This window comes from Streptomyces sp. NPDC003943 (assembly GCF_053605265.1).
In genome coordinates, this window is sequence record NZ_JBSGIW010000003.1 from 113,939 (window position 1) to 137,152 (window position 23,214).

General features: G+C 72.1%; 18 protein-coding genes. 12 read left to right on the forward strand and 6 right to left on the reverse strand.

Annotated elements, in window-relative coordinates:
* Positions 1–19 precede the first annotated feature (19 nt).
* Entirely contained in the window at positions 20–1,006 is a 987-nt protein-coding gene (locus ACWEV0_RS02435; protein WP_453145721.1) for a TerC family protein, read from the forward strand.
* A 67-nt stretch (positions 1,007–1,073) separates the two neighbouring features.
* Here the strand turns inward: ACWEV0_RS02435 and ACWEV0_RS02440 are convergent, their stop codons facing one another.
* The 3 genes from ACWEV0_RS02440 to ACWEV0_RS02450 form a co-directional block, all read right to left on the reverse strand.
* Complete coding sequence (locus ACWEV0_RS02440) at positions 1,074–2,360, reverse strand: MFS transporter (RefSeq protein WP_453145723.1); 1,287 nt, start codon at positions 2,358–2,360, stop codon at positions 1,074–1,076.
* 131 nt (positions 2,361–2,491) lie between these two features.
* On the reverse strand, positions 2,492–3,148 hold the full coding sequence (locus tag ACWEV0_RS02445; protein ID WP_453145724.1) for an MBL fold metallo-hydrolase: 657 nt from the start codon (positions 3,146–3,148) through the stop codon (positions 2,492–2,494).
* Between the two features lie 47 nt (positions 3,149–3,195).
* Complete coding sequence (locus ACWEV0_RS02450; protein ID WP_453145726.1) at positions 3,196–3,888, reverse strand: maleylpyruvate isomerase family mycothiol-dependent enzyme; 693 nt, start codon at positions 3,886–3,888, stop codon at positions 3,196–3,198.
* A 213-nt stretch (positions 3,889–4,101) separates the two neighbouring features.
* On the opposite strand from ACWEV0_RS02450, the gene uvrA reads away from it, so the two are divergent.
* The gene (uvrA, locus tag ACWEV0_RS02455) at positions 4,102–7,122 is read left to right on the forward strand and encodes an excinuclease ABC subunit UvrA (RefSeq protein WP_453145728.1); all 3,021 of its coding nucleotides are present in this window, start codon (positions 4,102–4,104) and stop codon (positions 7,120–7,122) included.
* Between the two features lie 169 nt (positions 7,123–7,291).
* On the opposite strand, the gene ACWEV0_RS02460 is transcribed toward uvrA, so the two are convergent.
* Positions 7,292–8,185, reverse strand: a complete 894-nt coding sequence (locus tag ACWEV0_RS02460; RefSeq protein ID WP_453145730.1) for a carbohydrate kinase family protein — start codon at positions 8,183–8,185, stop codon at positions 7,292–7,294.
* A gap of 225 nt (positions 8,186–8,410) precedes the next feature.
* On the opposite strand from ACWEV0_RS02460, the gene ACWEV0_RS02465 reads away from it, so the two are divergent.
* The gene (locus tag ACWEV0_RS02465; RefSeq protein ID WP_453145732.1) at positions 8,411–8,836 is read left to right on the forward strand and encodes a Rieske (2Fe-2S) protein; all 426 of its coding nucleotides are present in this window, start codon (positions 8,411–8,413) and stop codon (positions 8,834–8,836) included.
* A gap of 67 nt (positions 8,837–8,903) precedes the next feature.
* Here the strand turns inward: ACWEV0_RS02465 and ACWEV0_RS02470 are convergent, their stop codons facing one another.
* A complete protein-coding gene (locus ACWEV0_RS02470; RefSeq protein WP_453145734.1) occupies positions 8,904–9,833 on the reverse strand; it encodes a hypothetical protein in 930 nt (309 codons plus the stop codon).
* A gap of 234 nt (positions 9,834–10,067) precedes the next feature.
* On the opposite strand from ACWEV0_RS02470, the gene ACWEV0_RS02475 reads away from it, so the two are divergent.
* Both ACWEV0_RS02475 and ACWEV0_RS02480 read left to right on the forward strand, forming a co-directional pair.
* The gene (locus ACWEV0_RS02475) at positions 10,068–10,646 is read left to right on the forward strand and encodes a papain-like cysteine protease family protein (RefSeq protein WP_453145735.1); all 579 of its coding nucleotides are present in this window, start codon (positions 10,068–10,070) and stop codon (positions 10,644–10,646) included.
* A 5-nt stretch (positions 10,647–10,651) separates the two neighbouring features.
* Positions 10,652–11,425, forward strand: a complete 774-nt coding sequence (locus ACWEV0_RS02480) for a hypothetical protein (RefSeq protein WP_453145737.1) — start codon at positions 10,652–10,654, stop codon at positions 11,423–11,425.
* 266 nt (positions 11,426–11,691) lie between these two features.
* On the opposite strand, the gene ACWEV0_RS02485 is transcribed toward ACWEV0_RS02480, so the two are convergent.
* The gene (locus ACWEV0_RS02485) at positions 11,692–12,456 is read right to left on the reverse strand and encodes an SDR family NAD(P)-dependent oxidoreductase (protein ID WP_453145739.1); all 765 of its coding nucleotides are present in this window, start codon (positions 12,454–12,456) and stop codon (positions 11,692–11,694) included.
* 58 nt (positions 12,457–12,514) lie between these two features.
* Here ACWEV0_RS02485 and uvrC point away from each other — a divergent pair, with 58 nt between their 5' ends.
* The 7 genes from uvrC (at position 12,515) to ACWEV0_RS02520 (ending at position 23,212) form a co-directional block, all read left to right on the forward strand.
* On the forward strand, positions 12,515–14,521 hold the full coding sequence (gene uvrC / locus ACWEV0_RS02490) for an excinuclease ABC subunit UvrC (RefSeq protein WP_453145741.1): 2,007 nt from the start codon (positions 12,515–12,517) through the stop codon (positions 14,519–14,521).
* A gap of 53 nt (positions 14,522–14,574) precedes the next feature.
* Positions 14,575–15,498 carry an RNase adapter RapZ gene (gene rapZ, locus ACWEV0_RS02495; protein ID WP_453145772.1) on the forward strand — a complete coding sequence of 308 codons (924 nt, stop codon included), beginning with the start codon at positions 14,575–14,577 and terminating at the stop codon, positions 15,496–15,498.
* Complete coding sequence (locus ACWEV0_RS02500) at positions 15,495–16,520, forward strand: gluconeogenesis factor YvcK family protein (protein ID WP_453145743.1); 1,026 nt, start codon at positions 15,495–15,497, stop codon at positions 16,518–16,520. The genes rapZ and ACWEV0_RS02500 overlap by 4 nt, the downstream gene beginning before the upstream one ends.
* On the forward strand, positions 16,511–17,500 hold the full coding sequence (gene whiA, locus ACWEV0_RS02505) for a DNA-binding protein WhiA (RefSeq protein ID WP_030205188.1): 990 nt from the start codon (positions 16,511–16,513) through the stop codon (positions 17,498–17,500). The genes ACWEV0_RS02500 and whiA overlap by 10 nt, the downstream gene beginning before the upstream one ends.
* 173 nt (positions 17,501–17,673) lie before the next feature.
* On the forward strand, positions 17,674–20,625 hold the full coding sequence (locus ACWEV0_RS02510; RefSeq protein ID WP_453145745.1) for a M14 family zinc carboxypeptidase: 2,952 nt from the start codon (positions 17,674–17,676) through the stop codon (positions 20,623–20,625).
* Between the two features lie 248 nt (positions 20,626–20,873).
* A complete protein-coding gene (gene gap, locus ACWEV0_RS02515; protein WP_453145747.1) occupies positions 20,874–21,881 on the forward strand; it encodes a type I glyceraldehyde-3-phosphate dehydrogenase in 1,008 nt (335 codons plus the stop codon).
* A gap of 119 nt (positions 21,882–22,000) precedes the next feature.
* Positions 22,001–23,212, forward strand: coding sequence for a phosphoglycerate kinase (locus tag ACWEV0_RS02520; RefSeq protein WP_453145749.1), 1,212 nt, complete (start codon positions 22,001–22,003; stop codon positions 23,210–23,212).
* Positions 23,213–23,214 lie beyond the last annotated feature (2 nt).

Sequence of the window (23,214 nt, forward strand, 5' to 3'; positions counted from 1 at the left end):
GTGCGACGCCGGAGGCGCAGTGGACGTTTCGATGACCCTGTGGGTGCTGACCGTTCTCGGTCTGGCCGCCCTCATCTCGGTCGACTTCTTCATCGGGCGCAAGCCCCACGACGTGTCGGTCAAGGAGGCCGGCATCTGGACGGTCGTCTGGATCGTCCTCGCCGCGCTGTTCGGCCTCGGCCTGATGGTCTTCGGCAACAGTCAGGCGTCCGGTGAGTTCTTCGCCGGATTCATCACGGAGAAGTCGCTCAGTGTCGACAATCTCTTCGTCTTCGTCCTGATCATGGCGAAGTTCTCCGTGCCCTCCCACCTCCAGCAGCGCGTGCTGCTCGTGGGTGTGCTGATCGCCCTGGTGCTCCGCGCGATCTTCATCGCCGCCGGCGCCGCGATCATCACCAGCTTCTCCTGGGTCTTCTACCTCTTCGGTGCCTTCCTGATCTACACCGCCTGGAAGCTCATCAAGGAGGCCCGCTCCGACGAGGAGGAAGAGGACTTCGAGGAGAACCGTCTCCTCAAGTCCATCGAGAAGAAGTTCGGCGTCGCCGACCGCTACCACGGCACCAAGCTCTTCATCCGCGACAACGGCAAGCGGGTGCTGACCCCGCTGATGGTCGTCATGCTGGCGATCGGCACGACCGATGTGCTGTTCGCCCTCGACTCGATCCCGGCGATCTTCGGCCTCACCCAGGACCCGTACATCGTCTTCACCGCCAACGCCTTCGCCCTCATGGGTCTGCGCCAGCTGTACTTCCTGATCGGCGGCCTGCTCAAGAAGCTGGTCCACCTCAGCTACGGCCTGTCGGTGATCCTCGGCTTCATCGGCGTGAAGCTGGTGCTGCACGCCCTGCACGAGTCCGGTGTCCACGTCCCCGAGATCTCGATCCCGTTCTCGCTCGCCGTCATCTGCGGCGTCCTGATCGTCACCACGATCACCAGCCTCATCGCCTCGAAGAAGCAGGAGCGGCGCGAGGCGGACGAGGCCGAGAAGGACACCGTCGCGGCCTGACCCGTACGACCCGGAGGGGCCGGGTGCGAGCGGTACACCACCGCCCGCACCCGGCCCCTCTCCGTGGTCATACGGGTTCCGGTTCCGGCTCCCGCACGGCTGCCCGGGCCGGCAGCGTCTCCGGGAGCAGCGCGAAGCAGCCCAGGCTCACCAGCGCCACCACCGTCAGATACGCGGCCACGCCCCACGGCGGACCCGAGCGGCCCTCCGAGACCGCCGTCGCGACGATCGGGGTGAGCGCGCCGCCGAGGACGCCGGCCAGGTTGTAGCCGACGGCCGCGCCCGTGCAGCGCACCCGGGGCTCGTACAGCTCCGGGAGGTACGCGGCGACCACCGCGAACATCGTGATGAACGCCAGCAGCGAGCCGAGGAAGCCGAGGAACATCAGCGGCGGGCGGCCGGTGTGGAGGAGGGCCACCATCGGGAACATCCACAGCGCCGAGGCCCCGCAGCCCGCCAGACACAGGCTCCGGCGTCCGAAGCGGTCGCCGAGGAGCGCCAGGAACGGGGTCACCGCGCCCGAGATGCCGACCGCCCCCATCGCGCACCCGAGCATCACCGCGCTGGAGACGCCGAGACGTTCCGTGCCGTAGGCCAGCGCCCAGGTGGAGACCGTGTAGAAGACCGCGTAGCCGACGGCCAGCGCGCCCGCGGTGAGCAGCACGAGCCGCCAGTGCCCGCGGACCACCTCGGTCAGCGGGGCGTTCGCGCGGCGGCCCTCGGCGGCCAGCTCCTCGAACTGCGGGGTCTCCGCGAGCGAGGAGCGCAGCAGCAGCCCGGCGGCGGCGAGCAGCCCCGCCGCCCAGAACGGCACCCGCCAGCCCCAGGCGCGGAACTCCGCGTCGCTCAGGCCCGCCGTCAGCGCCAGCGTCACGCCGTTCGCGAGGAGGAAGCCGACCGACGGGCCGATCTGCGGGAAGCTCGCCCACAGCGCCCGCCGCCCCGGCGGGGCGTGCTCGGCGGTCAGCAGCACCGCGCCGCCCCACTCCCCGCCGAGGCCGAGGCCCTGGAGGAAGCGCAGGACGAGCAGCAGCACGGGGGCGGCGACGCCGATCGACGCGTACGTGGGAACGCAGCCGACCGCGACCGTGGCGCAGCCGGTCAGCAGCAGCGAGGCGAAGAGGACCGGGCGGCGGCCGTGGCGGTCGCCGACATGGCCGAAGAGCACCGAGCCGAGCGGCCGGGACAGGAAGCCCACCGCGAAGGTGCCGAAGGCGGCGAGGGTCCCGGCGAGCGGAGAGAAGGACGGGAAGAAGAGCGGTCCGAGGACGAGCGCGGCGGCCGTGCCGTAGACGAAGAAGTCGAAGAACTCGATGGCCGTGCCGACGAGCGAGGCCGCTGCGAGCCGCGCCATGGAGGGTGACCGGCGGGCGGCGGGTGGCGACGGAGAGTGACTGTGGTGCATGTGGCGCCAACTACCCGTCGGCCGCCCGGGTTACGGGGGCGCGTGGTGGTGACCGAAGGGTCACCACCCGCGCACTGCCGTCACCAGCCGCGCTCGCGCCACTCCGGGAGCTTCGGGCGCTCGTCGCCGAGCGTGGTGTCGCCGCCGTGGCCCGGATAGACCCAGGTCTCGTCGGGGAGGGCGTCGAAGAGCTTGGTCTCCACGTCGTGGATGAGGCTCGCGAACGCCTCGGGGTCCTTCCAGGTGTTGCCGACGCCGCCGGGGAAGAGGCAGTCGCCGGTGAACACGTGCGCGTGGCCGTGCGGGTCGTCGTAGATCAGGGCGATCGAGCCGGGAGTGTGGCCGACCAGGCGGCGGGCGGTCAGCTCGACCCGGCCGACCTTGATCGTGTCGCCGTCCTCGACGCGGACGTCGGTCGGGACGGGGATGCCCTCGGCGTCGTACGCGCCCGCGTACGTCGTGGCGCCGGTGGCCTCGACGACCTCGGCCAGGGCCTGCCAGTGGTCGCCGTGCTGGTGGGTGGTGACGACGGCCTTGATGCCGTCGTCACCGATCAGCGTGAGCAGGGTGCGCGGCTCGGCCGCCGCGTCGATCAGGAGCTGCTCGCCGGTCGCCCGGCAGCGCAGCAGATACGCGTTGTTGTCCATCGGGCCGACCGCGACCTTCGAGATCATCAAGTCGGTCAGCTCGTGCACGTCCGCAGGTCCGCCGACCTTCACCGCTCCGCTGTACGTCATGAGCTCAGCCTAGCCCCGCCCACCGACAGGCGGGGCGGCAACTCCGGTTACAGCGGCGGGAGCTCGGGGAGCGGGCCGCCCTTCGTGGCCAGGCCCGCGCCCTTGGCGCCGCGCCCGGCCAGCCAGCCCAGGAGCTCGCCGAGCGAGCCCTCGACGGTGACCGGGTCGCCCTCGGTGCCGCCGGTGGTGCCGAGGTCCCGGCCGTCGGCGGAGCGCAGGGTCACCGGGGGCACCTCGGGCCGGCCGGACCAGCGGTCGGCGAGGAAGTCGATCTCCCGGAGCAGGAACTCCTCCGGGAGGTCCTCGAGCTCGTAGCCGGCGCCCAGGTCGACGTGGTGCAGCGCCACCTCGGCCCAGCGGCGGAACGGGACCCGGGAGGCACTGTCGGTGACGCCGTTGCGCAGCTCGACGGTGCGGCTCCAGTCCGCGGGCTCCTCGCCCACGGCCTGGAAGCGGTCGGCGGTGGCGCGCAGGTCGGCGATCTGGACGTCGAGCGGCCGGGTGGCGTCCCGCTCGATGTCGGCGTCGCGGGTGGCGCCGTCCTTGTACATCGGCAGGCCCTGGAGGACGTTCACGAGGGCGTCGGCGTTGCGGGCGACGTGGGCCAGGACGTGGCCGCGGGTCCAGCCCGGAAGCCGTGACGGCTCGGCGAGAGCCGCGTTGTCCCAGGAGGAGACGGCGGCGAGGAGCCGGTCGGTCGCCTCACGCACGCAGGCGAGGTCATGCACATGGTCGATCATGGCGCCGACCCTAGGGGTTTCCGGGCCGGTACGGCCAGGGGCCCGGGGCTCCGACCTGGGGGAAGGCCGGGGCGCGGCCACTCGTTCGGGTGAAGAAGGCGGCGGCCGGCCGGAAATCGAATGTGCGTGCTATAGGCTCGATGGAAGCATCCGGCATCCTTGGTTGTTGGGTGTTCAGGCACATCCGCTCTCTCAAGAAAGGTGCGGACCGGCGTGGCCGACCGTCTCATCGTCCGTGGCGCTCGCGAGCACAACCTCAAGAACGTCTCGCTCGACCTCCCTCGTGACTCGCTCATCGTCTTCACCGGGCTGTCCGGGTCGGGCAAGTCCTCCCTCGCGTTCGACACGATCTTCGCCGAGGGGCAGCGCCGGTACGTCGAGTCGCTCTCCTCCTACGCCCGTCAGTTCCTCGGCCAGATGGACAAGCCGGACGTCGACTTCATCGAAGGTCTGTCGCCCGCCGTCTCCATCGACCAGAAGTCGACCTCGCGCAACCCGCGCTCGACGGTCGGCACGATCACCGAGGTCTACGACTACCTCCGGCTGCTCTTCGCCCGCATCGGCAAGCCGCACTGTCCCGAGTGCCGCCGGCCGATCTCCCGCCAGTCGCCGCAGGCCATCGTCGACAAGGTCCTGGAGCTGCCCGAGGGCAGCCGCTTCCAGGTGCTGTCGCCGCTGGTCCGCGAGCGCAAGGGCGAGTTCGTCGACCTCTTCGCCGACCTCCAGACCAAGGGCTACAGCCGCGCCCGGGTCGACGGGCAGACGATCCAGCTCAGCGAGCCGCCGACGCTCAAGAAGCAGGAGAAGCACACCATCGAGGTGGTCGTCGACCGCCTCACCGTGAAGGACAGCGCCAAGCGCCGGCTCACCGACTCCGTCGAGACCGCTCTCGGCCTCTCCGGCGGCATGGTCGTGCTCGACTTCGTCGACCTCGCCGAGGACGACCCCGAGCGCGAGCGGATGTACTCGGAGCACCTCTACTGCCCGTACGACGACCTGTCCTTCGAGGAGCTGGAGCCGCGCTCCTTCTCCTTCAACTCGCCCTTCGGCGCCTGCCCGGACTGCACCGGCATCGGCACCCGCATGGAGGTCGACCCCGAGCTGGTCGTCCCCGACGAGGAGAAGTCGCTCGACGAGGGCGCCATCCACCCCTGGTCGCACGGCCACACCAAGGAGTACTTCGGCCGGCTCATCGGCGGCCTCTCCCAGGCCCTCGGCTTCCGCACCGACATCCCGTACGCCGGGCTGCCGCAGCGCGCCAAGAAGGCCCTGATGTACGGCCACAAGACCCAGGTCGAGGTGCGCTACCGCAACCGGTACGGCCGCGAGCGGGCCTACACCACCCCCGCCTTCGAGGGCGCGGTCTCCTTCGTGAAGCGGCGGCACAGCGAGGCCGAGAGCGACTCCAGCCGCGAGCGCTTCGAGGGCTACATGCGCGAGGTGCCCTGCCCCACCTGTGAGGGCACCCGGCTCAAGCCGATCGTCCTCGCGGTCACGGTGATGGAGAAGTCCATCGCCGAGGTCTCCGCGATGTCGATCAGCGACTGCGCCGAGTTCCTCGGCCGGCTCACCCTCAGCGCCCGCGACAAGAAGATCGCCGAGCGGGTCCTCAAGGAGGTCAACGAGCGGCTGCGCTTCCTCGTCGACGTCGGCCTCGACTACCTATCGCTCAACCGGGCCGCCGGCACCCTCTCCGGCGGCGAGGCCCAGCGCATCCGGCTCGCCACCCAGATCGGCTCCGGCCTGGTCGGCGTGCTCTACGTGCTCGACGAGCCGTCCATCGGCCTCCACCAGCGCGACAACCACCGCCTCATCGAGACCCTGGTCCGGCTGCGCGACATGGGCAACACGCTCATCGTGGTCGAGCACGACGAGGACACCATCAAGGTCGCCGACTGGGTCGTCGACATCGGCCCCGGCGCCGGCGAGCACGGCGGCAAGGTGGTCCACTCCGGACCGCTGAAGGAGCTGCTCGCCAACGCGGAGTCGATGACCGGGCAGTACCTGTCCGGCCGCCGGGCGATCGCCACCCCGGAGATCCGCCGCCCCGTGGACCCCTCGCGCCGCCTCACCGTGCACGGCGCCCGCGAGAACAACCTGCAGGACATCGACGTCTCCTTCCCGCTCGGCGTCCTCACCGCGGTCACCGGTGTCTCCGGCTCCGGCAAGTCGACCCTGGTCAACGACATCCTCTACACCCACCTGGCGCGCGAGCTGAACGGCGCCAAGTCGGTGCCCGGCCGGCACACCCGGGTGGACGGCGACGACCTCGTCGACAAGGTCGTGCACGTCGACCAGTCGCCCATCGGCCGCACCCCGCGGTCGAACCCGGCGACCTACACCGGCGTCTTCGACCACATCCGCAAGCTCTTCGCGGAGACGATGGAGGCGAAGGTCCGCGGCTACCTGCCCGGCCGCTTCTCCTTCAACGTCAAGGGCGGCCGCTGCGAGAACTGCTCCGGCGACGGCACCATCAAGATCGAGATGAACTTCCTCCCGGACGTCTACGTCCCGTGCGAGGTCTGCCACGGCGACCGGTACAACCGGGAGACCCTGGAGGTCCACTACAAGGGCAAGTCCATCTCCGAGGTCCTGGACATGCCGATCGAGGAGGCCCTGGACTTCTTCGAGGCCGTCCCGACCATCTCCCGCCATCTGCGCACGCTGACCGAGGTCGGCCTGGGGTACGTCCGGCTCGGCCAGTCCGCGCCGACCCTCTCCGGCGGCGAGGCCCAGCGCGTCAAGCTCGCCTCCGAGCTGCAGAAGCGCTCCACGGGCCGCACGGTCTACGTCCTGGACGAGCCGACCACGGGTCTCCACTTCGAGGACATCTCGAAGCTGATCAAGGTCCTGTCCGGCCTCGTCGACAAGGGCAACTCGGTGATCGTCATCGAGCACAACCTGGACGTCATCAAGACCGCGGACTGGCTCATCGACATGGGCCCCGAGGGCGGCAGCGGCGGCGGCCTGGTCGTCGCCGAGGGCACGCCCGAGGAGGTCGCCTCGATCCCGGCCAGCCACACCGGCAAGTTCCTCCGCGAGATCCTGGGCGACCGCGTCAGCGACGCGGCGGCCACGGTCCCGGCCGCGCGCGGCGCCAAGAAGGCGGCGCCGGCGAAGAAGGCCCCGGCGAAGAAGGCCGCGGCCGCCAAGAGCACGGCCAAGAAGGCGGTGCCCGCGCCCGCGAAGAAGACCGCGGCGAAGAAGACGACCGCCCGGGCCCGCAAGGCCTGACGGTCGCCGACACCGGTCCGGGCCGGCCCGGGCTACCAGGACCAGGGGGCGTCCGCCGAACGGCGGGCGCCCCCTCCGGCCTGCCGGGGCCTCCGGAGCCCGGGCCTGTCCGGCGGATCATGGCCGGGGCCGTGGCGAGCCCGTCCGGCCCTGATCCGCGGAACCGGCCTCAGTCGTCGACGAGCTCGTGCCCGTACGGAGGCTCCGCGCCCGCCCGCGTGCAGGTGACCGCGGCCGCGCGGGCCGCGAAGGACAGCAGCCTCCGCCAGTCCTCCGGGCCCAGGGCGGCCGGGGCGCGGTCCGCCAGGCCGTGCAGCAGGGCCGCGTTCACCGTGTCGCCCGCGCCGATCGTGTCGACCACCCGCACCCGTACGGCCGGCACGGACACCTCGAAGCCGCGCGTGAAGACCGTCATGCCCGCGCTGCCCCGGGTGAGCACCACCGCGTCCGGCCCGGCGGCCAACCACTCCTCCGGAGACCCGTCCAGCCAGTCGGCGTCCTCCTCCGACAGCTTCAGGAGCGAGACGTACGGCAGCCAGCCCGCGAAGCGCTCCCGGTAGGCCGCCGGGTCCGGGAGCAGGCCCGGCCGGATGTTCGGGTCGAGCAGGGTGAAGGCGCCCTGCCAGTACGAGCGCCGCAGCAGCGCCTCGTACGCGCTGGCGCCCGGCTCCAGGGCCAGCGAGCAGGTCCCGAAGGCGACCGCCCGAACCCCCTCCGGCAGCCGCTCGGGCAGCGCGAAGAACCGGTCCGCCGTGCCCTCCACGTAGAAGCCGTAGCGCGCGGAGCCGTCCGGGCCCACCGAGGCCACCGCCAGCGTCGTCGGCTCCGGCCCGCGCTGGACCAGCCCGGTCGCCACGCCCGCCGCCCGGAGCCCCGCGAGCAGCGCCTCCCCGAAGGCGTCCGTCGACACCCGCGAGCAGAAGGCGGCGTCCGCGCCGAGCCGGCCCAGGGCCACGGCCGTGTTGTACGGGCCGCCGCCCGGCCGCGGTAGCAGCGGCGACAGCGGGCCCGGCCCTCCGTCCGGGACCAGGTCGATCAGGGACTCACCGGCGACGACGATCACGTACCGGAACGTAACCCATGTCCTGCCCGGCACGACAGCCCGAGCGACCCATGACGGACGGGCGGCGCACCGGGCCCCCACTCGGGACGACAGCCAGTGCCACCCGTGCCGGAGCCGGCGACGGACCCCGCGACGGACCCGCGACAGACCCGCGCGAAAGGGAGCGAAACTCCGCCGGTATCGTCGGATGCCGGAACCGTCACCCCCGTCCCCCGTGGAGCGCTCATGTCCGGCCAGACCCCCCGCCGCACCGTACTGAAAGGCGCCGCCCTCGCCGGGGCCGCCGGGCTGGGTGTCGCCGCCTGCTCCACCGAGTCCAAGCTCGGCCACGCCGAGAACCCCACGCCGACCGCGCCGGTCACGCTCGGCTCGCCCGACGAGGTGCCGGTCGGCGGCGCCAAGCTCTACCGCGAGCAGCGCGTCCTGGTGCACTGCCCGGCCAAGGGCCAGTACAAGGCGTTCAGCGCCCAGTGCACCCACGCCGGCTGCCTCCTCGACCGGATCGAGGACAAGCACGGCAACTGCCCCTGCCACGGCAGCCGCTTCGACGTGGCCACCGGCGAGGCCGTCCAGGGCCCGGCGACCGTGCCGCTGCCCGAGGTCCCGGTGCGCGTCGAGAACGGCCGGCTGATCGCCGGCCCCAAGGCGTAACGCAACAAGGCGTAGCGCCCCGAGGTGTCACCCGCCGAGGGGGCAGCCTCACGGCGCCCGGCCGGGCTCAGGCCCAGTCCCAGTCGATCCCCAGGATCCCCGGGCGCACCCCCTGCTCCACGAGGTGCACCGCGCGGTGCCGGCCGCTCAGCGTCAGCTCGGCCCGGCCGCCGCGCGGGGCCCCCGTCGACGCCTGCGCGAAGCGCCGGCAGCGCACCGGCAGCGCCGCCTCGTCGAAGCGGACCTGGAGCACGTACTGCCCGCCCGCGAAGCTGAACCCGCGCACGTACTCCCGGCTCGGACCGCCCGTACCGTCCTCGAAGCCGTACGAGAAGAGATACGTGTCCCCGGCCCGCAGCCGGGTGTCGAAGAGGAGCTCGGCGACGACCACCCCGGTGTCCGCGTGCCGCCGCACCCGCCCCGTCCGGCAGTTCTCCGTCGCCCGCACCGCCACCCGCGACACCTCGCAGCCCGGGTCGCCCCGGTGGATCGCCAGATAGCGGTCGACGCCGTCCCGGTGCGCCCGCACCACCTGCTGCGAGTCCCGGCCGAGCAGCTCACGGCCCGCCCCGATCCGCACCCGTTCCTGGTGGCCCACCGTGTGCAGCCCGCCGTCCGCCGGGCACTCCAGTTCCGCGAGCAGCCGTTCCACCGCCCCCGAGGCCTCGACGAGCGAGCGGTACGGGCGGGTGGCCGGGCGCTCCACGTCGGCGCGGGCGGCGGAGTCCTCGGCGAGCAGCCGGATCAGCGAGTTGTCGGGCAGCTGGAGCACCTCCTCCAGGGCGCGCACCGCCTTCATCGACTCGGGCCGCTGCGGCCGGCGGGCGCCCTGCTGCCAGTAGCTCAGGCTCGTCACGCCGACCTTGACGCCCCGGTGCGCCAGATGGTGCTGGACCCGCTGGAGCGGCAGCCCGCGCACGGCGAGCGCGGTGCGCAGCGCCAGGTGGAACGGGCCCGTGTGCAGCAACTGCACAAGGTCGGCCTCGGATTGGCCCACGAGGACTCCTCAGTGAACGTTCACGGTGGGGGAGGCGGAGCGGCTGCCGCCGACGGCGGTCGGGCAGGTGAACCGGGGACGGCCGTTCACACCCGGGTCACACCGTTCACAGCGCGCCGTCACCCCGCATTGAAGCGTGTTGACCCGTTCCGGACAACGCCCGATGCTCGCTGGCAGCGTCCGGACGCGCTCCTCTCCTCCGACTCCCCACATCCCCACCTCGGGAGGAACGCGATGCGCAGAAGCAAGCCCATCCTGGCAGCGTTCGCCGCGACCGCCGCCCTGTCGCTCGTCCCCGCCGCGCCGGCGAGCGCCGACGACGTCGGCACCCTGTCGTACAAGCGCCTGGACATCACCATGCAGGCGCAGCAGAAGAGCAACTGGTGCTGGGCCGGCGCCGGGAACACCATCGCCACCTGGTACGGCCGCAACTACACGCAGAACCAGTTCTGCAACGCCGCCTTCAACCGGCAGCAGGGCTACGACTGCCCCAACTGGCAGGCCACCCTCGCCAACGTGCAGACGGGGCTGAGCTGGGCCGGCATCAACCCCGGCTCGTACGTGGACGGGTGGCTGCGCTACTCGACCGTGCAGACCGAGATCAACGCCGACCGGCCGGTCGAGACCCGGATCCAGTGGTCCAGCGGCGGCGGGCACATGCACGTCGTCTACGGCTACGACGACGCCAACAGCTGGGTCTACTGGGGCGACCCCTGGCCGACCAGCGACCGCTACAACTGGGCCTCGCACGCCTGGTACGTGAACAACGGCTCGTTCTCCTGGACGCACTCGCTCTACCGGATCGGGGCGTGACGACGATGAGCGTACGCATACGCGCCTTCGTTGCCGCCGGCCTGCTGGTGGCCCTCGGCGCCGGCCCCGCCGGTGCCGCGCCCCTTCCGACCGCGCCCACCCCCGAGCAGGCGGCCGCCGCGCCGCAGACGCTCGACACGGTCGCCCGCTTCTTCGCGCGGGACGGGGCGGGCGTGCGGCCCGCCGCCCGGCCCCGTATCGACGGCGCCTCCGTCCCCGTACGGCTCCTGTCGCCCGACTTCGTGGCCGGGAAGCCGGGGGCGCCGGTGGCCCGGGTCGAGTTCTACGCAGGCACGGCGGTCGCCGCCGACGGGCGGACGGCCTCGCTGTGGACCGCGCGCGGCGCGGACGGCGGCTGGCAGGTGGTGAACATCGCCACCGGCGACGACGAGCGGCGCTACACCGAGCAGGGGCGGCGGGCGCTGCCCGGCGGCCTGGTCTTCCGCGAGCCGCAGATCGACGCCTGGTACGTGCAGAAGGGCACGAAGGTGCTGCCGCTGGACGAGGACGCGGTGCGGGCCGTCGGGAAGAACGGCACCACACTCGCGGCGTACCGGACGCGGGTCGTCCGGGCGTACGGCGACAAGCTGCCGGGTTCGGCGTACGCGAGGAAGGGCGCGGCCGGCGGCTACGCCCCCGGGCCCGTCGTGCCCGCCGCGCACAAGGAGCCGACCGTCACCGCCGCCTCCGCCGCGCTGGGCACGGGCGCGGTGCTCGCGCTGGGACTGGCAGGCGCGACGGCGATACGGCGCCGCCGGAACGGCGCCCGGCCGGCCTGACGCCCCGGGCAGGTCCATGGGCGCCGCCACCACCTGGCCAGCCCTCCGCCCCGATCCGGGGTCGAGGGCGGGCTAGCCCGGCCCGCCGGCCCGGCCTCGGCCCCGGCCTCCGGGCGCAGACCCGGGCGGCCTGCGCCCGCCGGCGACGCCGCCGCCCCGGCCGCCCGGGGCTCTGGTCTTGCTCCTGCTCACCCGTCTGCCCGGCAGGTCCGATCCCGGCCCTGCCGGGCAGACGGCCCTGGCTCCAGGGCTGCATGCCGGGCCCCTCACTGCGCCAGATAGCCCCCGTCCACCGGCAGCACCGCGCCCGTCACGAACGACGCCTCGTCCGAGGCCAGGAAGAGGATCGCCGCGGCCACCTCCTCCGGGCGGCCGAAGCGGCCCATCGGGTGGGCGCGGGAGACGGTCTCCAGGTATTCGGGGCCGCCGGGTTCGTGGCGGGCGGCGGCGACGCGTTCGGTTTCGATCGTGCCGGGGGCGACCGCGTTGACGCGGATGCCGTGCGGGGCCCACTCCACCGCCAGGTGCTTGGTGAGGCCGGTCGCCACGAACTTGGCCGGGCCGTAGACGGCCTGCCGCGCCTGGCCCGCGACGCCGGAGACGGAGGAGGTGCAGACGATCGCGCCGCCGCCGCCGCTCGCACGCATCGCCTCGATCGCGTACTTGCAGGTCAGGAACATCCCGCGGCCGTCGACCGCCATCACCCGGTCGAAGTCCGCGGCGCTCGCCTCCACCACGTCCAGCAGGGGGATCACGCCGGCGTTCGCCACGAGGACGTCGAGCCGTCCGAAGCGGTCCACCGCGGTGGTGATCATGCGGCGGGCGTCGGCGTCGTCCGAGACGTCGCCCACCACCGTCACCACGTCGTCGCCGAGCGTGCCGTCGCCGAGCCGCTCCTTGTCCACGTCCGCCGCCACCACCCGCGCGCCCTCCGCCGCGAAGCGCAGCGCCGTCGCGCGGCCGATTCCGCTGGCCGCGCCCGTCACCACGCACACCCGGCCGGCGAGCCGTCCTGAACCCTGGTTCGTCATGCCCGGGCAACGAGCGGGCGCGGCCTGAGTGTCGGTCTCCGCCAGTAGGGTGGGGACCATGGCCGACCCCTCCAGCTACCGCCCCAGGCCGGGAGAGATTCCCGACTCGCCGGGGGTCTACAAATTCCGCGACGAGCACCGCCGGGTGATCTACGTCGGGAAGGCGAAGTCCCTGCGGCAGCGGCTCGCGAACTACTTCCAGCCGCTCGCGAGCCTGCACCCGCGCACCGCGACGATGGTGACCACGGCCGCCTCCGTGGAGTGGACGGTCGTGTCGACCGAGGTCGAGGCGCTGCAGCTGGAGTACTCCTGGATCAAGGAGTTCGACCCCCGGTTCAACGTCAAGTACCGGGACGACAAGAGCTACCCGTACCTCGCGGTGACCCTGAACGAGGAGATCCCGCGGGTCCAGGTCATGCGCGGCCACAAGAAGAAGGGCGTGCGCTACTTCGGGCCGTACGCGCACGCGTGGGCGATCCGCGAGACCGTCGACCTGATGCTGCGGGTGTTCCCCGTGCGTACGTGCTCCGCGGGCGTGTTCCGCAACGCCGCCTCGGCCGGCCGGCCCTGCCTGCTCGGCTACATCGGCAAGTGCTCGGCGCCCTGCGTCGGCCGGGTCACCCCCGAGGAGCACCGCGAACTGGCCGACGACTTCTGCGACTTCATGGCCGGCCGCACCGGCACGTACCTCCGCCGCCTGGAGAAGCAGATGATGCTCGCGGCCGAGGACATGGAGTACGAGAAGGCGGCCAGGCTGCGCGACGACATAGAGGCGCTGCGCAAGGCCATGGAGAAGAACGCGGTGGTGCTCGCCGACGCCACCGACGCCGACCTGATCGCGCTCGCCGAGGACGAGCTGGAGGCCGCCGTCCAGATCTTCCACGTGCGCGGCGGACGCGTGCGCGGCCAGCGAGGCTGGGTCACCGACAAGGTCGAGGCCGTCGACACGGCCGGGCTCGTCGAGCACGCCCTCCAGCAGCTGTACGGCGAGGAGAGCGGCGACGCGGTCCCCAAGGAGGTCCTGGTCCCCGCCCTGCCCGAGGACGAGGGGGCCGTCACCGCCTGGCTCTCCGGCCGCCGCGGGTCGAACGTGTCCCTGCGCATACCGCAGCGCGGCGACAAGAAGGCCCTGATGGAGACCGTCGCGCGCAACGCGCAGCAGGCGCTCGTGCTGCACAAGACCAAGCGGGCCAGCGACCTGACCACCCGCTCCCGGGCCCTGGAGGAGATCGCCGAGGCCCTGGACCTGGACTCGGCGCCGCTGCGCATCGAGTGCTTCGACATCTCGCACCTGCAGGGCGAGGACGTGGTGGCCTCCATGGTCGTCTTCGAGGACGGGCTGCCGCGCAAGAGCGAGTTCCGCCGCTTCCAGATCAAGGGTCGTGTCGGAGACACGCAGATCTGGCACGGCGAGGGGCAGGACGACGTCCGGTCCATGCACGAGGTGATCAGCCGCCGCTTCAGGCGCTACCTCGCCGAGAAGGAGAGGACGGGGGAGTGGGGCGACGGCGAGGTGCCCGCCGACGCCCCCGAGGACGACGGGCGGCCCAAGCGCTTCGCCTACCCGCCGCAGCTCGTCGTCGTCGACGGCGGACAGCCGCAGGTCGCCGCCGCCCGGCGCGCCCTGGACGAGCTCGGCATCGACGACGTCGCCGTCTGCGGCCTCGCCAAGCGCCTGGAGGAGGTCTGGGTGCCCGGCGACGACGACCCGGTCGTGCTGCCCCGCTCCTCCGAGGGCCTGTACCTCCTCCAGCGGGTACGTGACGCGGCTCACGACTTCGCCATCCGCTACCAGCGGTCCAAGCGGAGCAAACGCATCCGCACCAGCCCGCTGGACGCCGTCCCCGGCCTAGGCGAGACGCGCAAACAGGCGCTCATCAAGCATTTCGGCTCGGTCAAACGGCTCCGGCAGGCGACAATCGACCAGATCTGCGAGGTCCCCGGCATGGGCCGGAAGACGGCCGAGGCCGTGGCGGTGGCCCTCGCGCAGGCGGCCCCGGCCGCGCCCGCCGTGAACACGGCCACAGGAGAGATCATGGAAGACGACGGGGGCACCACGGCATGACCGAGAACGACCGGCACGACCAGCACAACGAGTACGAAGACGGAGCACCGGACATGGACACGGGCACCCCAGAGCCCGCCGGCGAGAACAGCGGCGAGAACAACAACGCCGACGCGGCCATCCCCGAACTGGTGATCATCTCCGGCATGTCCGGCGCCGGCCGGTCCACCGCGGCGAAGTGCCTGGAGGACCTCGGCTGGTTCGTCGTCGACAACCTGCCGCCCGCGCTGATCCCCACCATGGTGGATCTCGGCGCCCGCTCCCAGGGGAACGTGGCCCGGATCGCGGTCGTCGTCGACGTCCGCGGCCGGCAGTTCTTCGACAACCTCAAGGACTCTCTCGCCGCCCTCGACGCCCAGCAGGTCACCCGCCGGATCGTCTTCCTGGAGTCCTCCGACGAGGCCCTCGTCCGGCGCTTCGAGTCGGTCCGCCGCCCGCACCCGCTCCAGGGCGACGGCCGCATCGTCGACGGCATCGCCGCCGAGCGCGACCTGCTGCGCGAGCTGCGCGGCGACGCCGACCTGGTGATCGACACCTCCAGCCTCAACGTGCACGAACTGCGCGCCAAGATGGACGCCCAGTTCGCCGGCGAGGAGGAGCCCGAGCTCCGGGCCACCGTGATGTCGTTCGGCTTCAAGTACGGCCTGCCGGTCGACGCCGACCTCGTCGTCGACATGCGCTTCCTGCCGAACCCGCACTGGGTCCCCGAGCTGCGCCCCTTCACCGGCCTCAACGAGGAGGTCGCCAACTACGTCTACAACCAGCCCGGCGCCAAGGAGTTCCTCGACCGCTACACCGAGCTGCTCCAGCTGATCGCCGCCGGCTACCGCCGCGAGGGCAAGCGGTACGTGACCATCGCCGTCGGCTGCACCGGCGGCAAGCACCGGTCGGTGGCCACCGCGGAGAAGCTGGCCGCCCGCCTGGCCTCGGAGGGCGTCGAGACCGTCGTCGTCCACCGGGACATGGGGCGCGAGTGAAGCCGTACCGCCGGCGCACGTCCACCCTGTCCGTACGGCGCACGCTGCGCAGACGCGGTGCTCAGCCCAAGGTCGTCGCCCTCGGCGGCGGCATGGGCCTGTCGGCCTCCCTCGCCGCGCTCCGCCGGATCACCGGCGACCTGACCGCCGTGGTCACCGTCGCCGACGACGGGGGCTCCAGCGGCCGGCTCCGCGAGGAGCTCGGCGTGCTGCCGCCCGGCGACCTGCGCAAGGCGCTGGCCGCGCTCTGCGGCGACGACGACTGGGGCCAGACCTGGGCCCGGGTCATCCAGCACCGCTTCCAGTCCAAGGGCGAGATGCACGGCCACGCCGTCGGCAACCTGCTGATCGTCGCCCTCTGGGAGCAGCTCGGCGACCCCGTACAGGCGCTCGACCTGGTCGGCCGGCTGCTCGGCGCGCAGGGCCGGGTGCTGCCCATGTCCGCCGTGCCGCTGGAGCTCCAGGCCCTGGTCAGGGGCCACGACCCGGCGCGCCCGCAGGACGTCGACACGGTACGGGGCCAGGCCACCGTGGCCCTCACCCCCGGTGAGGTGCAGTCGGTGCACCTGGTGCCGCACGACCCGCCGGCCGTGCCCGAGGCGGTCGCCGCCGTCCTGGACGCGGACTGGGTGGTGCTCGGCCCGGGCTCCTGGTTCTCGTCGGTGATCCCGCACCTGCTGGTGCCCGAACTCCTCGACGCCCTGATGGAGACCAAGGCCCGGCGGGTGCTCTCGCTGAACCTCGCGCCGCAGCCCGGAGAAACCGAGGGCTTCTCCCCGCAGCGTCATTTGGAGGTTTTGGCCCGACACGCCCCTAAACTCGCCCTGGACGTGGTGCTGGCCGACGAGGCCGCCGTGCCCGACCGCGAGTCACTGGCCGACGCCGCGAAGCGGCTCGGCGCCGCGGTCGAGCTGGCGCCGGTCGCCAGGCCCGACGGTGCTCCGAAGCATGACCCGGAGCTGTTGGCCGCCGCGTACGACCGTATTTTTCGGATGCATGGAAGGATCGGCCCATGGCGATGACGGCAGCGGTGAAGGACGAGATCTCCCGGCTTCCCGTCACCCGGACCTGCTGCAGGAAGGCCGAGGTCTCGTCGATCCTGCGGTTCGCGGGCGGGCTGCACCTGGTGAGCGGCCGGATCGTGATCGAGGCCGAGCTGGACACCGCGATGGCGGCCCGCCGGCTCAAGCGGGACATCCTGGAGATCTTCGGGCACAGCTCCGAGCTGATCGTGATGGCCCCCGGCGGGCTGCGCCGCGGCTCGCGCTTCGTGGTGCGCGTGGTCGCCGGCGGCGACCAGCTGGCCCGGCAGACCGGTCTGGTGGACGGCCGCGGCCGCCCCATCCGCGGCCTGCCCCCGCAGGTCGTGTCCGGGGCCACCTGTGACGCCGAGGCGGCCTGGCGCGGCGCCTTCCTGGCGCACGGCTCGCTGACCGAGCCGGGCCGCTCCTCCTCCCTGGAGGTCACCTGCCCCGGCCCGGAGGCCGCGCTCGCCCTGGTCGGCGCCGCCCGCCGGCTCTCCATCGCGGCCAAGGCCCGCGAGGTGCGGGGCGTGGACCGGGTCGTCGTCCGCGACGGCGACGCCATCGGCGCCCTGCTGACCCGGCTCGGCGCGCACGAGTCCGTGCTCGCCTGGGAGGAGCGGCGGATGCGGCGCGAGGTCCGCGCCACCGCCAACCGGCTCGCCAACTTCGACGACGCCAACCTGCGCCGCTCCGCCCGAGCCGCCGTGGCCGCCGGTGCCCGCGTCCAGCGGGCCCTGGAGATCCTCGGCGAGGAGGTGCCCGAGCACCTGGCCGCCGCCGGCAGGCTGCGCATGGAGCACAAGCAGGCGTCCCTGGAGGAGCTGGGCGCGCTCGCCGACCCGCCGCTCACCAAGGACGCGGTGGCCGGCCGGATCCGCCGGCTGCTCGCCATGGCCGACAAGCGGGCGCAGGACCTGGGCATCCCCGGGACCGAGTCCAACCTGACGGAGGAGCTGGACGACAGCCTCGTCGGCTGAGCCCCACCACCCCCGACTCGGCCAACTCCCCACTGCCGGTGCCTTTCTGAGGTACCGGCAGTTCCGTTTGGCGGGCTTCCGTCGACGCGCCGACGGCACTCTTGACAGGGGTACGAGCCCCCACGAGCCTGGCGTCTGTTCACTTTCGTGGCAGACAACGGCAAGGGGGGCTTATGAGACGCGGAGCGAGATCGATCCTCGCCGCGGCTTCACTGCTGATCGCGGGTCTGGTGGCGGCACCCGTCGCCGGAGCGCAGCCGAACCACGGGAACGACACCGACGCCCTCTCCGTCTACCGGGCGACGGTCACCAAGGAACAGGTGCCGCTCCTGCTCGACGCCGGCACCGACGCCCACGAGCTGACCGAGCAGGTGCCCGCCAGGGGCGCCGCCACCGTCGAGCTCTACCTCACCGCCGCGCAGGCCGCGCACCTGCGCCGGGAGGGTGTCGCCCTCGCCGAGCACGCGCTGTCCGCGCAGGCCGAGAAGCGCGTCGCGGCCGCCGGGGACGGCGTCTTCCGCCCGTACGGCGGCAAGGGCGGCCTCAAGCAGGAGATCCTGGACACCGCCCGGGCCCACCCCGACCTCACCAAGGTCGTCTCCATCGGCAAGACCCTCAAGGGCCAGGACATCCTCGCGCTCAAGCTGACCAGGGGCGCGCGGAAGACCAAGGACGGGTCCCGGCCCGCCACCCTGTACATGTCCAACCAGCACGCCCGCGAGTGGATCACCCCCGAGATGACCCGGCGGCTGCTGCACTACTACCTCGACGGCTACGGCAAGGACCCCCGGCTCACGAAGATCGTCGACACCACCGAACTGTGGTTCGTCATCTCCGCCAACCCGGACGGCTACGACTTCACCCACGCCGACCCGGCCAACCGCCAGTGGCGCAAGAACCTGCGCGACAACGACGGCGACGGGCGGATCGGGCCCGGCGACGGCGTCGACCTCAACCGCAACTTCGCCTACAAGTGGGGCTACGACAACGAGGGCTCGTCCCCCGACCCGGCCGACGAGACCTTCCGCGGCGCCCGCCCCATGTCCGAACCGGAGACCCGGGCCCTGGACGCCTTCGAGAAGCGCGTCGGCTTCCGCTACGGCGTCAACTACCACTCCGCCGCGCAGCTCCTGCTGTACGGCGTGGGCTGGCAGGTCGCCACCGACACCCCCGACGACGTGGCCCTCAAGGCACTCGCCGGGACCCCGCAGAAGCCCGCGATCCCCGGCTACCGCTCGCAGGTCTCCTCCGAGCTCTACATCACCAACGGCGAGGCCGACGGACACGCCGCCAACGTCAACGGGATGCAGATGTTCACCCCGGAGATGTCGACCTGCGCCACCGCCTCCCGGGTGGACCCGAACGACGCCTGGGACCCGGCGGACTGCGCCTCGGTCTTCACCTTCCCGGACGACGAGAAGCTGATCCAGGCCGAGTTCGCGAAGAACATCCCCTTCGCGCTCGCCGTCGCCGAGACCGCCGCCCACCCGGACCGCCCGGTCTCCCCGGTCGGCATCGACGCCCCCGACTTCACCCCGAGCGCCTTCACCGCCTCGTACGCCCGCGGCGCGGACCAGGAGGTGTCCGTCACCGCCCGCAAGTCGCTGCGCGGCAAGACGCTCGACTACCGGATCAACGGCGGCCGCGTCCACCGCGGGAAGCTGGAGGCCTGGCAGGGCGGCCAGACCTACGGCGGCGGGGACAACCTCTACTTCGACGAGTACCGCGGCGTGGTCGAGGGCGCCCGGCCCGGCGACAAGGTCGAGGTCTGGTACACCGCCCGCACCCGCGAGGGCAGGGCGACCGCGTCCACCCCGTTCACGTACACCGTGGCGCAGCGGCCGCGCGCCGACGTCCTCGTCCTCGCCGACGAGGGCGGCACGGGCGCCGCGAAGAACGCCGGCACCTATGTGCGGGCGCTCGCCGCCGCCGGCCGGAAGGCCGCCGTCTGGGACGTCGCCACCCAGGGCACCCCGCACCCGCTGGGCGTGCTGAGCCACTTCCGCACCGTCGTCTGGTACAGCGGCGCCGAGCAGCCCTCCGGGAGCACCCTGCTCGCCGTCCGCGCCTACCTCAACGAGGGCGGCAAGCTGATCAACGCCGGCGAGAAGTCGGGCGGGCTCGTCCAGGTCGGCCGGGCCGAGTCCAACGACTTCGCCCAGTACTACCTCGGCGCCTACCACCGCGCGGGCCTGACCGCCCCGCCGTCCTTCAACGGCTCCGGCCGCCTCGGCGGCGCCGGCACGAGCCTCGGGGACGCGGCCGGCAACCCGCTCGACAACGCGGGCGCCTACACCGTCACCTCCGACACCCTCACGCCGAAGGAGTTCCCGCAGTTCGCCTCCAGCGCCTCCGCGGGCGACTACCCCGGCATCCGCACCCCCTTCGAGCCGTACGAGGGCAGCCGCTTCGCCGCGCTGCGCCACGCCGACGACACCTGGGGCCGGCTCGCCCGGACCGTGGACCTCACCGGCGTCGCCGCCGCCTCGCAGCCGAACCTGACCTTCCAGGTCAGCTACGACACCGAGCCCGGCTACGACAACGTGATCGTCGAGGCCCACACCGTCGGCCAGGACGACTGGACCACGCTGCCCGACGCCGACGGCGGCACGTCCACCGAGCCGCCCACCGACTGCGGCGAGGGCTTCTACGTCCGCGGGCACCCGTTCCTCGCCCACTACCTCACCGTCGGCGCGGACGGCTGCGCGGCCACCGGCACCACCGGCGCCTGGAACGCCTTCACCGGCCCCTCCAACGGCTGGCGGCAGGCCAGGATCGACCTGAGCGCCTACGCGGGCAAGCGGGTCGAGCTGGCGATCTCGTACGTCTCCGACGGCGGCACCGGAGAGATGGGCGCCTTCGTCGACGACCTCCGGCTGACCGCCGGCGCGACGGCCGACGCCGAGGGGTTCGAGTCCGGAATGGGCGCTTGGTCCGTACCGGGAGCGCCGGCCGGAAGCCCCGGCAACGGAAACGACTGGACTATTTCCGGGGCGCTCTTCCATTCCCAGGCGGCGGTCACCACCCGTGACACCGTCCTCCTCGGCTTCGGTCTCGAGCACGTCCCGAATGCGGCGGAACGGGCGGCTCTGCTGAGAAAGGCGCTGAATTCGCTCCGACGCTGAATGGGCTGCTCAGGCGAGCATCGATTTTCGTCACTCTCCGTAGCGGGGGCCGAGGTCCCAGGGCAGTCCATACCTGTAGGTAGGTCCGGGTTGTCGGCCTTTTCCCGGCAGTTTCCGGGCGCATCCGGCCGTACGCGATGTCACTCAAAGGCGTCAGGAGAGGTAGGGTCGTAAGCGGTCGGGGACATCCCAAAAATGAAGCTCGCCGGGCGTCTGAAACCCGGCGTACCTAACGAGGAGATCGGTTCGTGACGATCCGCGTAGGCATCAACGGCTTTGGCCGTATCGGTCGCAACTACTTCCGCGCGCTCCTTGAGCAGGGTGCCGACATCGAGGTCGTGGCCGTCAACGACCTGGGCGACACCGCGACCACCGCACACCTGCTGAAGTACGACACCATCCTGGGCCGCCTCAAGGCCGAGGTGACCCACACCGCCGACACCATCACCGTCGACGGCCACACCATCAAGGTGCTGTCCGAGCGCAACCCGGCCGACATCCCGTGGGGCGAGCTCGGCGTCGACGTCGTCATCGAGTCCACCGGCATCTTCACCAACCGGGACGACGCCGCCAAGCACCTCGCCGGCGGCGCCAAGAAGGTCCTCATCTCGGCTCCGGCCAAGAACGAGGACATCACCATCGTCATGGGCGTCAACCAGGACAAGTACGACGCGGCCAACCACCACGTCATCTCCAACGCGTCCTGCACCACCAACTGTGTCGCGCCGATGGCCAAGGTCCTCGACGAGAACTTCGGCATCGTCCGCGGTCTGATGACCACGGTCCACGCGTACACCAACGACCAGCGCATCCTGGACTTCCCGCACAAGGACCTGCGCCGCGCCCGCGCCGCCGCGGAGAACATCATCCCGACCACGACGGGTGCCGCCAAGGCCACCGCCCTGGTCCTCCCGCAGCTCAAGGGCAAGCTCGACGGCATGGCCATGCGCGTCCCGGTCCCGACCGGCTCGGTCACCGACCTGGTCGTGGAGCTCTCCCGCGAGGTCACCAAGGACGAGGTCAACGCCGCGTTCAAGAAGGCCGCGGACGGCGAGCTCAAGGGCATCCTGTTCTACACCGAGGACGAGATCGTGTCCTCGGACATCGTGAGCGACCCGGCCTCCTGCACCTTCGACTCGTCGCTGACGATGGTCCAGGAGGGCAACTCGGTCAAGGTCCTCGGCTGGTACGACAACGAGTGGGGTTACTCCAACCGTCTCGTCGACCTCACCGTCTTCGTCGGCGGCCAGCTCTAAGCTCTCTAAGCTTCTGAGCGGGCTTTCGATGTGAAGCAGGGCTCGGGCAGTGCGATGACGCACTGCGCGAGCCCTGTGTCGTGTGCTCCACCGCGTGTACCAAGGAGTCAGAGATACAGATGAAGACGATCGACGAGCTGCTCGCCGAGGGCGTCAACGGCAAGCGGGTGTTCGTCCGCGCCGACCTCAACGTGCCCCTCGACGGCACCACCATCACCGACGACGGCCGCATCCGCGCCGTCCTCCCGACCGTGAAGGCGCTCGCCGACGCCGGCGCCCGGGTCGTCGTCGCCTCGCACCTGGGCCGCCCCAAGGGCGCCCCGGACCCGCAGTTCTCCCTCGCCCCGGCCGCCGCGCGCCTCGGCGAACTGCTCGGTGCCGACGTGGCCTTCGCGACCGACACCGTCGGCGACTCGGCCAAGGCCACCGTCGCGGGCCTCTCCGACGGCCAGGTCGCCGTCATCGAGAACCTCCGCTTCAACGCGGGCGAGACCTCGAAGGACGACGCCGAGCGCGCCGCCTTCGCGGGCGAGCTGGCCCAGCTCGCCGACGTCTACGTCGGCGACGGCTTCGGCGCCGTGCACCGCAAGCACGCCTCGGTCTTCGACCTCCCGGGCAAGCTGCCGCACTACGCCGGCTACCTCATCGCCACCGAGGTCGGCGTCCTCAAGAAGCTCACCGAGGACGTCAAGCGCCCCTACGTCGTCGTCCTCGGCGGCGCCAAGGTCTCCGACAAGCTGGGCGTCATCGACAACCTGCTGCAGAAGGCCGACCGCATCCTCATCGGCGGCGGCATGGCCTACACCTTCCTGGCCGCCAAGGGCCACGAGGTCGGCATCTCGCTGCTCCAGGCCGACCAGAAGGGCAAGTGCCTGGAGTACCTGGCCGAGGCGGAGAAGCGCGGCGTCGAGTTCGTGCTCCCCGTCGACGTCCTGGTCTCCGCCGACTTCCCGGACCTGAAGACCAAGGCCCCGGCCAACCCCGACACCGTCGCCTCGGACGCCATCCCGGCGGACAAGGAGGGCCTGGACATCGGCCCGGAGACCCGGAAGCTCTACGCGGCGAAGCTGGCCGACGCGGGCACGGTCTTCTGGAACGGCCCGATGGGCGTCTTCGAGCACCCGGACTACGCGAACGGCACCAAGGCCGTCGCGCAGGGCCTGCTCGACTCGGCGGCCTTCACCGTCGTCGGCGGCGGCGACTCGGCCGCGGCCGTCCGCCAGCTGGGCTTCGACGAGAATGCTTTCGGCCACATCTCGACCGGCGGCGGCGCCTCCCTCGAATACCTCGAGGGCAAGGAGCTTCCCGGCCTCGTCGCACTGGAGGACTGACC

Coding starts and splice junctions, on each gene's coding strand:
- ACWEV0_RS02440 (WP_453145723.1), bottom strand. CDS start 2,360: ATGGCGCGGCTCGCAGCGGCCTCGCTCGTCGGCACGGCCATCGAGTTC.
- ACWEV0_RS02445 (WP_453145724.1), bottom strand. CDS start 3,148: ATGACGTACAGCGGAGCGGTGAAGGTCGGCGGACCTGCGGACGTGCAC.
- ACWEV0_RS02450 (WP_453145726.1), bottom strand. CDS start 3,888: ATGATCGACCATGTGCATGACCTCGCCTGCGTGCGTGAGGCGACCGAC.
- ACWEV0_RS02465 (WP_453145732.1), top strand. CDS start 8,411: ATGTCCGGCCAGACCCCCCGCCGCACCGTACTGAAAGGCGCCGCCCTC.
- ACWEV0_RS02475 (WP_453145735.1), top strand. CDS start 10,068: ATGCGCAGAAGCAAGCCCATCCTGGCAGCGTTCGCCGCGACCGCCGCC.
- ACWEV0_RS02480 (WP_453145737.1), top strand. CDS start 10,652: ATGAGCGTACGCATACGCGCCTTCGTTGCCGCCGGCCTGCTGGTGGCC.
- ACWEV0_RS02485 (WP_453145739.1), bottom strand. CDS start 12,456: ATGACGAACCAGGGTTCAGGACGGCTCGCCGGCCGGGTGTGCGTGGTG.
- uvrC (WP_453145741.1), top strand. CDS start 12,515: ATGGCCGACCCCTCCAGCTACCGCCCCAGGCCGGGAGAGATTCCCGAC.
- rapZ (WP_453145772.1), top strand. CDS start 14,575: ATGGACACGGGCACCCCAGAGCCCGCCGGCGAGAACAGCGGCGAGAAC.
- whiA (WP_030205188.1), top strand. CDS start 16,511: ATGGCGATGACGGCAGCGGTGAAGGACGAGATCTCCCGGCTTCCCGTC.
- ACWEV0_RS02510 (WP_453145745.1), top strand. CDS start 17,674: ATGAGACGCGGAGCGAGATCGATCCTCGCCGCGGCTTCACTGCTGATC.
- ACWEV0_RS02520 (WP_453145749.1), top strand. CDS start 22,001: ATGAAGACGATCGACGAGCTGCTCGCCGAGGGCGTCAACGGCAAGCGG.